We start from the raw sequence: 10,798 nt of genomic DNA, 5'->3' as shown, positions 1-10,798 counted from the left end.
TCTTCGGCCACGCGATCGCACCGCAGGCTCCGCGCAGGCCAGTGGGGGAGCGGTCCTCGAAGAACATGCGCGCCGGCGGCGTCCTGACCGGGCTGGCAGGGCACGATCCGGCGATGGCGCGGCTCTTGTCGCAGGCGGAGCGGCTGGCCCCGACGCATGTCCCGCTGGTGATCTGCGGCGAGAGCGGCAGCGGCAAGACGAAGCTCGCCCGAACGCTACACATGGCCTCGCGCCGCGGCGGGTTCGTCACCGTGGACTGCGCGGGGGTGGAGGCGGCCGAACTGGCCGCGGTGATCGGGGCGCAGCCGGGGCCAGCCACGCTGCTGCTCCGTCGCATCGAGGATCTGTCCGAGACCGCCGCCCGGGCGCTGCCCGGGCTTCTCGATGCGCATCCCGAGCTGCGCCCGATCGCCACGAGCGGCCTGCAGCCCAATGCGCTGCTGTCGCACGAGACCCTGCCTTGCGCGCTCTACCACCGGCTCGCCGGTGCCGTGTTCGAGCTGCCGCCCCTGCGCGAGAGGCAGGATCTTGGCTGGCTGATCGAGCGGTTGCTGCGGCGGCGCTCCGGCGGCGAGACGCGGCTCACGCCCTCGGCCCGCGCCGAGCTGATGGCCCGCGACTGGCCCGGCAACCTGCGCGAGCTGGGCAACGTTCTCGACGTCGCCTGTGCCTTGTCCGAAGGTGACGTGATCGACCTGCCGGATCTGCCGGAACCGCCCCGGCCTTGCGCGGAAGAGCAAAGCCTCGAGGCGGTGCTCGACGCCTGCAACTGGAACATGGCCCGCGCCGCCCGCAGGCTGGGCGTGAACCGCTCGACGGTTCTGCGTCGCATCCGCAAGGAAGGGTTGCGCGCGCCGGGCTGACCCGTTGCACGCCGTTGCGTTTGCAACATGCTGCGATGCCGCAACCTGAGAGACAGCCAAAATCGCCGGATTCCTGTGGTCTGAGGGCGGTCGGGCTCGCCAAACTCTCTTCATCACATTGCCTATGAGGAGGATACGCAATGCTCGACTCGACCGTCACCGCCGAGGTGCAGGACACGCTCGACAGCCTGAACGCCGCCCTTGAGGCGGGCGATGCGCAGGCGGCCAGCGCCCTTTTCGCCACCGACAGCTACTGGCGCGACCTGATCGCCGTCACATGGAACCTCAAGACCGTGGAGGGGCCTGCCGGCGTGCAGGACATGCTCGCGGCCCAGCTCAGGCACACCAAACCGCGCGGCTTTGCCATTCAGGAGGGCGAGCTCCCCGGCGAGGATGGCGGCGTCATCACCGCCTGGATCACCTTCGAGACCGCCGTCGGCCGGGGCTGGGGATTGATGCGCCTGAAGGACGGTCGCATCTGGACGCTGCTGACCGCGCTGCAGGAGCTGAAGGGCTTCGAGGAGAACCGCGGCAAGCGCCGCCCGATGGGCGCCGAGCACGGTGCCGCGAAAAACCGCAAGTCGTGGAAGGAAAAGCGCGAGGCGGAGGCGGCGGAGCTCGGCTACACCGACCAGCCCTACACCGTCATCATCGGCGGCGGGCAGGGCGGCATCGCGCTTGGCGCGCGGCTGCGCCAGCTTGGCGTGCCGACCATCGTGCTCGACAAGCATGACCGCCCCGGCGACCAGTGGCGCTCGCGCTACAAGTCGCTCTGCCTGCACGATCCGGTCTGGTACGACCACCTGCCGTATATCAAGTTTCCCGACAATTGGCCGGTCTTCACGCCCAAGGACAAGGTGGGCGACTGGCTCGAGATGTACACCAAGGTCATGGAGATCAACTACTGGACCCGGTCCGAGGTGCAGAAGGCGGCCTATGACGAGGCCAGCGGCACCTGGGAGGTCACCGTCAACCGCGACGGCGAGGAGGTGACGCTGCGCCCGACCCAGCTGGTCCTCGCCACCGGCATGTCGGGCAAGGCCAACATCCCGTTCTTCCCGGGCATGGAAAGCTTCAAGGGCACGATCCAGCATTCCTCGCAGCACGAGGGGCCGGATGCCTGGACCGGCAAGAAGGTGGTGGTCGTCGGCTCCAACAACTCGGCCCATGACATCTGCGCCGCGCTCTGGGAGGCCGATGCCGACGTGACCATGGTGCAGCGCAGCTCGACCCATATCGTGCGCTCGGACACGCTGATGGAGATCGGCCTCGGCGCGCTCTACTCCGAAGAGGCAGTGGCCAGCGGCATGACGACCGAGAAGGCCGACATGATCTTTGCTTCGCTGCCCTACCGGATCATGCACGAGTTCCAGATCCCGCTCTACGACCAGATGAAGGAGCGCGACGCCGAGTTCTATGCCGGGCTGGAGAAGGCCGGGTTCGATCTCGACTGGGGCGATGACGGCTCGGGCCTGTTCATGAAATACCTCCGCCGCGGCTCGGGCTATTACATCGACGTGGGCGCCAGCCAGCTCATCATCGACGGCGAGGTGAAGCTGGTGAAAGGGCAGGTCGAGCGCTTCGACGAGACCGGGGTGGTGCTGGCCGACGGCACGCATCTCGATGCCGATCTCGTGGTGATGGCCACGGGCTATGGCAGCATGAACGGCTGGGCCGCCGATCTGATCAGCCAGGAGGTGGCCGACAAGGTCGGCAAGGTCTGGGGCCTCGGCTCGGACACCACCAAGGATCCCGGGCCGTGGGAGGGTGAGCAGCGCAACATGTGGAAGCCGACCCAGCAGGAGAACCTCTGGTTCCACGGCGGCAATCTGCACCAGTCACGGCACTACTCGCTGTATCTGGCGCTGCAGCTGAAGGCGCGGATGGAGGGCATCGAGACCCCCGTCTACGGCCTGCAGGAGGTGCATCACCTGTCGTGATGCCCGATCCGGCGCGCCGTCGCAGGCGCGCCGCGCGCCCGGCTTGTCCTCCCGCCGGGCGCATCGTTCCACTCGGGGCGGTGCTTTCGGCGAGCGAGGTCGTTGGCTTGGCGAAGAAGCCCCCCGTCAGAGCCCGACGCAGCCTGAGAGGGAGAAACCCAGCCCCATCCTTGTGAGGAGCGCCTTGAGAGGCGGTCTTCGCGTGGTCTGCTCCCTGAACGCGGGGCCATCTGAAGCGATCGCGTTCGGCGATGCGTCTCTCGCCGGAAAAGGCGCCGTGCCGTCCCAAAGCGCCAGCGTGAAGGCCGGTCCCATCCTCAGCGCGTCCCACCCCGCCGAGGCGGTGGCCGACGGGCTTACGGTTCCGGAAGGCTCGGGCGCGCCCGAGCCGTCCCTGTCAGTCGCCATCATAGGTCCAGCGATAGGCCGGCGGGGTCGGGCCCTTGTTGCGTCCGCCCTGTTCGGTCTGCTCCCAGGCATGGGCCAGGATGCCGACCGAGCGCGACAGGCCGAAGAAGCCGCGCGCCAGCGGCGGCGGGCAGCCGAGCTCGGCATAGATCACCGCAGTGGCGCCATCGATGTTCATCGGCACTGGCTTGTCGCGCTCTGCGGCGAGATGGGCCTCGATGCCGCGCCCGATCTCGGCATAGACACCGGCGACCGCACCAGCCTCGGCGGCCTCGTCGACCAGCCCCAGCAGCCGTGGCGCGCGCGGGTCGACGGGCTTGTGGAAGCGGTGGCCGAAGCCGGGGATGAACTTGCCATGCTCGGCGCGCCAGTCATCCAGCACGGCGGGCAGGGCATCGAGCCCCGCCGCCTCGATCTGCCGGTAGAGTGCCACCGCCTGCTCGCCGGCGCCGCCATGCACGTCGCCCAGCATGTTGAGCCCGGTGGCCATCGCCGATTGCAGCCCGATGCCGCAGGTCGCCGCCATGCGCGCCGCGGCAATCGACGGCGCCTGCGGCCCGTGATCCACCGCCGAGACCAGCGCCGCCTCGAACAGCGCCTCGCGCGGGCCTTCGATCTCTTCGCCGGTGACCATCAGCCAGATCATCCGGGCAAAGCCCACATTGCCGATCAGTTCCTCGACCGGCGTGCCGCGCAGCGCGATGCGGCCCGGCTCCATGTCGATGATGCTGGTGCGCCACCAGTCCTTGACGTCGTTGCGCTCGGTCATGTCACGCCCTCGCTCTGCATCTTGTCGATCTCTGCCTCGGTATAGCCCAGCTCCGCGAGGATGCTCGCCGTGTCGGCGCCGAGCGCCGGGGGAGGGGTGTCCACCGTCGGGCGGGCGCCATCAATCATCGCGCCGATGCGCATCAGGTCGATGGCCCGGTCGAGCCCCGGCGTGTCGTCGAAGCGGGCCAGCAGGCCGCGCTCGGTAATCTGCGGATGCGCGAGCACCTCGGGCAGGCTCAGCACCGCGCCCGAGGGCACGCCGATGCGGTTGAGTTCGTCTTCCCACTCGCGCGCGGGGCGGGTGGTGAGCACGGTCTCGAGCTCGGCCTTGAGGCGCAGCCGGTTGGCCTTGCGCAGCTCGCGGGTGGCGAAGTCGGGGTGCTCGAGCAGGTCGTCGCGGCCCAGGTGGCGGGCCAGCAGCTGCCATTGCTCGTCCTTGTTGGCGGCGATGTTGATCAGCGTGTCGGCGCATTGGAAGGCGCCCGAGGGGGCCGAGGTCGGGTTCTCGTTGCCCTGCGGCTGCGGGGTGACGCCGCCGACAAGGTAGTTCGACACCACCCAGCCCATTGTCGCCAGCACCGAGTCAAGCATCGAGACGTCGATGAAGGCGCCGCGCTCGGGCGCGTTGAGCGCCGCCGAGATCGCCATCGCGGCGGTCAGCCCGCCCACCGTGTCGGCCAGAGGATAGCCCACGCGCAGCGGCGCGCTCTCGGCATCGCCGGTGACGGACATGACGCCCGAGGCGCCCTGGATGATCTGGTCATAGGCCGGGCGATGCGCCCAAGGCCCGTCCTGCCCGAAGCCCGAGATGGCGCAGTAAATCAGCGCCGGGTTCTCGGCCTTCAGCGTCTCGTAGCCGAGCTCCAGCCGGTCCATCACGCCGGGGCGGAAGTTCTCGACCAGCACGTCGGCGCTGGCCACCAGCCGCTTGAGCACCGCCTTGCCCTTGGGCGCCTTGAGGTTGAGCGTCAGCGAGGTCTTGCCGGCGTTCTGGGCGAGGAAGGAGATCCCCATGCCCTGTTTCGAAAGGTCCGCATCGGCGCCGAGGTTGCGCGCAAGATCGCCGCGGCCGACCGCTTCGACCTTGATCACCTCGGCGCCCAGATGGGCGAGCTGGTGACAGGCGAAGGGGCCGGCCAGAACGTTGGTCAGATCAAGCACGCGGAGGCCCGCAAGGGGCCTCCGTCTGTCATTGTGATCAATCGCCATCGGCGACGCCCCTTGCGCGGGCCCGGGCGCGGCGGGCGCGGAAGCTCGGCAGCAGCACCAGCACCGCGGCGAGGATCAGCAGGCCCAGGGTCATCGGGCGCTCGAGGATGAAGTCGAGACCGCGATAGAGCTGCATCGAGCGGGCGAAGTTGTCCTCGAGCATGGTGCCGAGGATGAACCCGATCAGCGCCGGCGCCAGCGGGTAGTCGGCAAAGCGCAGGATCGTCGCGAGCACCCCGAGCCCCACCAGCATGAGCAGCTCGGTGGCGTTGTTCTGGCCGATATAGGCCCCCATCAGGGTGAAGAACAGGATGAACGGGATCAGGTAGTTGCGCGGGATCGCGAGGATCTTGGCGATGTAGGGGATGAGCGGCAGGTTGAGCACCAGAAGCACCAGGTTGCCGATATACATCGAGATGATCACCGCCCAGAAGATATCCGGCTCGTCGACCATCAGGCGCGGGCCCGGGGTCACGTTGAGCGCGATCAGCGCGCCGAGCAGGATTGCCGTGGTGCCCGAGCCGGGGATGCCCAGCGTCAGCAGCGGCACGAAGGAGCCGGTGCAGGCGGCGTTGTTGGCGGTCTCCGGCGCGGCAAGCCCCTTGACCGAGCCCTTGCCGAACTCCTTCTGCTCTTCCTCGGTGGCGATGTTGCGCTCGACCGCGTAGCCGAGGAACGAGGCGATGGTGGCACCGGCCCCCGGCAGCACGCCGATGAAGAAGCCCTGCACCGATTGCCGGCCGATCACCGGGATCATGGCGCGGCCCTCTTCGCGGGTGAAGCGCAGGTTGGTGATCTTGCCCGAGCCGCCGCCCTCGCCCTGGCTCGAGCGGGCGGGGTTGAGCACCAGGAAGATGGCCTCGGGCAGGGCGAACATCGCCATCGCGAGGGTGATGAAGGAGATGCCCGACTGCAGGTCCATCAGGCCCAGCGTGAAGCGCGGCATGTTGAACAGCGCGCCTTCGCCCACGGTGGCGAGGATCAGGCCCAGCAGGGTCATCATCAGCGCCTTGGCGACCTGTCCGGTGCCGGCGAAGGCCGCGATGGCCGAGAGCCCCACCACCATCAGCGCGAAGTATTCCGCCGAGTGGAACAGCAGCGCCACCGAGGACAGCGCGGGGGCGAAGATCGCCAGCAGCACCGCACCGATGGTGCCGCCGCAGAAGCTCGAGACGGCGGCGATGGTGAGCGCCTTGCCGGCCTGGCCCTTGCGGGCCATCGGGTAGCCGTCGAAGGCGGTGGCCACGGTGCCGGCGACGCCGGGCGCGTTGAGCAGGATCGACGAGGTCGAGCCGCCGAAGATGGCGCCGTAATAGACCCCCGCGAGCAGGATGAGCGCAGCGGTCGGGTCGCCCATGGAGATGGCGACCGGGATCATGATGGCGATGATCGACATCGGGCCGAGGCCCGGGAGCATGCCGATGAAGGTGCCGATGAGGCAGCCGGCGATGACCATCAGGAGGTTCTGGAAGGAGAAGGCGGCCTCGAGGCCGATCAGGATACCGTCAAGCATGTCAGATCCCCATGAAGAAGGGCAGCGGCCGCAGGAAGATGCCCAGCACCTCCTGCACCAGATACCAGACGAAGCCGGCGGCGATCAGCGAGACCGGCAGCATGATGTGCCACTTGCGCTCGCCGAGGATGGCGCTGCCACCGGCGAGGAACACGGTGGTGGCCAGCAGGAAGCCCGCCGGGCGCAGGGCCAGCGCGTAGACCACCATCAGCGCCAGCAGCGCCAGCGCCTGGCCGAGATTGTACTCGTGCAGGCGGCGATAGTTGATCTCGGCGGCGTCGGGTTCGCCGTCCTTGCTCTCGTGGTGTTCGAGGCCGAACAGCACGATCAGACCCACGACGATGCCCATGATCGCGAGCACCTTGGGGAAGGTCGACGGCCAGACCGGGTTGCGCTGCATGAACGGTGGCAGCAGCTGATCCATGGTGAAAAAGGCCAGATAGCCGTAGGCGGCACAAAATGCGATGAAGACAAGCGCGATCCAGCGGTCGAGCGCCATGACGTCTCCTCCCTTGAGTTCTTGGCGGTGATCTTGGGTGTGATCTTGCGGTGTGAAACCGGGATCCGGAGGGCCGTGGTGGTCGGCCCTCCGGAATGTGGCTTAGGTCAATCGATGGGCTGGGGAGAGATCAGAGAAAGCCCAAAGTCTTCATCAGGTCGCCGATTTCCTTTTCCTGCGCTTCGAGGAAGGTGCGGAAATCGTCGCCCGGATTCCAGATGTTGACCCAGCCGTTCCGGGCGCGGACCTCTTCCCAGGCCTCGGTCTCGTACATCTTCTCGAGTGCAGAGATGTACTCGGCGACCTTCTCGTCGGAGGTGCCGGGGGCCGCGAAGAAGCCGCGCCAGTTCACGAAGGTGGTGTCGATGCCCTGCTCGGCGAAAGTCGCCGCTGCATCGTAGGCGGGCACGCGCTCGGGGGCGGTCACGCCCAGCACGCGAACCTCGCCCTGTTCGGCCAGCGCGATGGCTTCCGAGAAGCCGGTCGAGAGCGCGTCGATCTCACCCGAGAGCAGGCCGGCCATGGCCTCGCCGCCGGCATCGTAGGGGATGTAGTTCAGCGCGATCGGGTCTTCGCCCGCCGCCTGCATCACCATCGCCGCAACGAGGTGGTCCATGCCGCCCGGCACCGAGCCGCCGCCGATGGCGAAGTCGGGGCCCTGCTCGGCATAGGCGGCCAGCAGGCCGGCCATGTCGGTGATCTCGCTGTCGGCGGGGACCACGAGCGCTGCGTAGTCGCCGATCGTGCCGGCCACCAGCGTCAGGTCGCGGAAGCTCTGCGGGAAAACCCCGGTGAGCGAGCGGATGACGATCGGGGTCGAGTTGACCATCAGCGTGTTGTCTAGGCTGGCGGCGTTCTCGATCATGTAGGCGATCGCCTTGCCGCCGCCGCCACCGGACATGTTCTCGTAGCTGGCATTGCCCACGAGGCCCGAGTTGGTCAGCGCCTCGCCGGTGCCGCGCGCGGTGCCGTCCCAGCCGCCGCCGGCGCCGCCGGGAATGACGAAATGCAGCTGCTCGAGCACCTGGTGATCGTCGGCCTTGGCCGCGCCGGAGAGTGCAAGTGTCGCGGCAGCCGCAGCCATCACGACCCGGCGGGTCATGTTCGTTTTCATCTGGAATCCTCCCATTTGACAGGCGGTCGTCTTCCGCCCATGCTTCCGTTGACCACACAAAGCTGACACGGGCCTGACACGTCTCGCCGCGTCGCTCGGGAGGGTTTCGGGAGCGATAACGGGAGTGAAGAGGGCGTGCGGTTCCTTCTGGTTGAAGACAATGGCGAGCTGGCCGAGGCGGTCAGCAACCGGCTCGCGCTCGACGGTCACGCGGTCGATCACGCGGCGAGCCTTGCCGAGGCCGAGCATTGCCTCGCGGCCACCTCCTATGACCTGATCCTGCTCGACGTGATGCTGCCCGATGGCGACGGGCGCGATTTCCTCGCCCGTTCGCGGGCGCATCTCGAGACCCCGGTGATCGTGCTCACCGCGCGGGCCCGGGTCACCGACCGGGTGGGGGCGCTCGATCAGGGGGCCGACGACTACATCACCAAGCCGTTCGATTTCTCCGAGCTCGAGGCGCGGGTGCGCGCGGTGCTGCGCCGTCGCGGCGGCTCGGCCCGCAACGAGATCGCGCTCGGCGAGGCGCTGTTCGACCCGATGTCGGGCTCCCTGCGCGCCGGCGACGAGAGCGTCACCTTGCGCAACCGTGAGACAAGGCTGCTCGAGGTCTTTGCCCGCCATCCCGGCCAGACCTTCTCAAAGGGCCAGCTGCTCGACCGGCTGTTCTCCTTTGACGCCGAGGTCACCGAGAACGCCATCGAGGTCTATGTCGGGCGGCTGCGCAAGCGCATCGGCCCGCTGGGCCTGCGCATCGAGACGGTGCGCGGCTTCGGCTACCGGCTGGAGACCGCGCCGGAATGATCGCCCGCCTGTCGATCGGACATCGCCTGACGGTGCTTCTGGCCGGGGTGGCGGCGCTGCTGTCGCTGCTGTCGTGGTGGATGGTCTCGGAACTGGCCCGGCAGGCGGCGGCGCGCTCGCAGGACAACGTGCTCGCGGCCTCGGCCACCACCATCGCCGAGACCATCCGCAGCGAGCAGGGCGAGGTGCGGCTCGAGTTGCCCTATTCGGCGCTCTCGATGCTGGGCGCGATCAGCGAGGACCGGGTGTTCTACAAGGTGGTCGCGGGCGAGCGGGTGCTCACTGGCTACGAGGATCTGCCGGTGCCGACCGACGCCCCCGCGGGCGCCCGGGTGGCGTTCGAGACCGGGCAGTATTCCGGCGAGGCGATCCGCATGGCCTCGGTGCGCCGCACGGTGCTGGCCGGCGCCGGGCCGGTGCCGGTCGTGGTCACCGTGGCGCAGACCCTTGGCGGCGTCGACGCGGTCTCGGGGCAGCTTTCGCGGCTGGCGGCGGCGCTGTCGCTGGCCTTCTTCGTGGTGGCGGTCGGGCTTTCGGTGTTTGCCGCGCGCGCCTCGCTCAGGCCGCTCAACGCCTTCGCGCAGGCGGTGTCGCGGCGCGGGCCCACCGACCTGCGCCCGCTGCGCCGCGATGCGCCGCCCGAGCTGGCGCCGCTGCGCGGTGCGCTCAACCGGCTGATGGAGCGGCTCGGCCAATCGATCCGGCGCTCGGAGGATTTCATCGCCGAGGCCGCGCACCGGGTGCGCACGCCGCTGGCCACGGTGCGCACTCAGGCCGAGATCGCCCTGCGCAGCGCCGAGAGCGAGGAGGCGCGGCAGCGCCTGCGGCGGATCATCCGCGCCGTCGATGAAAGCTCCCGCTCCGCCGGGCAGCTGCTCGATCACGCCACCGTCGCCTACCGCGCCGAGGATCTGGCCCGCGACCGCATCGACCTTGGCGAGCTGGTGGCGCAGGCGGCCGCCGCGCTCGAGCCCACGGCGACGATGAAGGACATCGCGTTCCGCATCACGGCGGCGCCGGCCTGCGTGACGGGCGACGCGGTGCTGCTCGAGTCGGCGCTTGGCAACGTGCTCGACAACGCGGTGAAATACTCGCCCGACGAGACCGATGTGCATATCGCGGTGAGCGCAGCGGAAGGCGTCGCCCGGATCACCGTGACCGACGAGGGGCCGGGGCTTGGCGACGGGCCGATCGAGAGCCTCACGGAGCGCTTCCGCCGGGGTGGCAACACCGAGGGCGTGGTGGGCTCGGGCCTCGGCCTCACCATCGCCGCTGACGTGCTGGCCGCCCATGGCGGGCGGCTCGATCTTCGCAACGCAGCTAGGGGAGGTGGCGCATGCGTGACGCTCGTCTTGCCGTCGGCCTGAAAGAGGGCCTGACCTTTGGCCTTTGCCTCTGCCTGGCCCTCTGGGCGACGCTGGCGCGGGCGCTCGAGGTCGAGGATCGCCGGGTCTATCCCGGCACCACCGACCGCACGTTGAGCATCGTCTCGACCGCCGATCTGGAGGTGTTCGAGCCCTACATCCTGCGCTTCCAGCAGCGCCGGCCCGACCTGACGGTCGATTACACGGTTGCCTCCTCGGTCGAGCTCTACCGTGGTATCCGCGAGGGCGCGGCGTTCGATCTGGCGATTTCCTCGGCGATGGACTTGCAGCTCAAGCTCGCCAATGACGGCCA

Annotated in this window: 9 protein-coding genes and 1 pseudogene; 5 read left to right on the top strand and 5 right to left on the bottom strand. The window is 68.8% G+C overall.

Annotated features, from left to right (window positions below):
• Both AC6RA4_RS15105 and AC6RA4_RS15100 read left to right on the top strand, forming a co-directional pair.
• Window positions 1–863, top strand: an 863-nt coding sequence (locus AC6RA4_RS15105; RefSeq protein WP_500161664.1) for an AAA-type ATPase lid domain-containing protein, incomplete at its 5' end; no start/stop codon positions are given.
• Window positions 864–1,003: 140 nt separating this feature from the next.
• Complete coding sequence (locus AC6RA4_RS15100; protein ID WP_500161662.1) at window positions 1,004–2,803, top strand: NAD(P)/FAD-dependent oxidoreductase; 1,800 nt, start codon at window positions 1,004–1,006, stop codon at window positions 2,801–2,803.
• A 397-nt stretch (window positions 2,804–3,200) separates the two neighbouring features.
• Here AC6RA4_RS15100 and AC6RA4_RS15095 read toward each other — a convergent pair whose 3' ends face one another.
• From AC6RA4_RS15095 to AC6RA4_RS15075, 5 genes are all read right to left on the bottom strand, one after another.
• Window positions 3,201–3,980: a citryl-CoA lyase gene (locus tag AC6RA4_RS15095; RefSeq protein WP_500161660.1), complete on the bottom strand. Its 780-nt coding sequence runs from the start codon at window positions 3,978–3,980 to the stop codon at window positions 3,201–3,203.
• Window positions 3,977–5,143: a CaiB/BaiF CoA transferase family protein gene (locus AC6RA4_RS15090; RefSeq protein ID WP_500161658.1), complete on the bottom strand. Its 1,167-nt coding sequence runs from the start codon at window positions 5,141–5,143 to the stop codon at window positions 3,977–3,979. Before AC6RA4_RS15090 ends, AC6RA4_RS15095 begins: the two co-directional genes overlap by 4 nt.
• Window positions 5,144–5,180: 37 nt before the next feature.
• Window positions 5,181–6,704, bottom strand: coding sequence for a tripartite tricarboxylate transporter permease (locus AC6RA4_RS15085; protein ID WP_500161656.1), 1,524 nt, complete (start codon window positions 6,702–6,704; stop codon window positions 5,181–5,183).
• Window position 6,705: 1 nt separating this feature from the next.
• On the bottom strand, window positions 6,706–7,203 hold the full coding sequence (locus AC6RA4_RS15080) for a tripartite tricarboxylate transporter TctB family protein (RefSeq protein WP_500161654.1): 498 nt from the start codon (window positions 7,201–7,203) through the stop codon (window positions 6,706–6,708).
• 130 nt (window positions 7,204–7,333) lie between these two features.
• On the bottom strand, window positions 7,334–8,317 hold the full coding sequence (locus AC6RA4_RS15075) for a tripartite tricarboxylate transporter substrate binding protein (RefSeq protein ID WP_500161653.1): 984 nt from the start codon (window positions 8,315–8,317) through the stop codon (window positions 7,334–7,336).
• A 135-nt stretch (window positions 8,318–8,452) separates the two neighbouring features.
• Here AC6RA4_RS15075 and AC6RA4_RS15070 point away from each other — a divergent pair, with 135 nt between their 5' ends.
• From AC6RA4_RS15070 to AC6RA4_RS15060, 3 genes and pseudogenes are all read left to right on the top strand, one after another.
• A complete protein-coding gene (locus AC6RA4_RS15070) occupies window positions 8,453–9,121 on the top strand; it encodes a response regulator transcription factor (RefSeq protein ID WP_500161651.1) in 669 nt (222 codons plus the stop codon).
• On the top strand, window positions 9,118–10,488 hold the full coding sequence (locus AC6RA4_RS15065; protein ID WP_500161649.1) for a sensor histidine kinase: 1,371 nt from the start codon (window positions 9,118–9,120) through the stop codon (window positions 10,486–10,488). The genes AC6RA4_RS15070 and AC6RA4_RS15065 overlap by 4 nt, the downstream gene beginning before the upstream one ends.
• Window positions 10,458–10,798 (top strand): annotated as a pseudogene (locus tag AC6RA4_RS15060) (ABC transporter substrate-binding protein); the annotation flags it as partial. The gene AC6RA4_RS15065 and the pseudogene AC6RA4_RS15060, both read left to right, overlap by 31 nt.

The organism is Salipiger sp., from assembly GCF_059781815.1.
The sequence above is the reverse complement of the archived record's forward strand: the minus strand, read 5'-3'. Positions and strand labels throughout refer to the sequence as shown.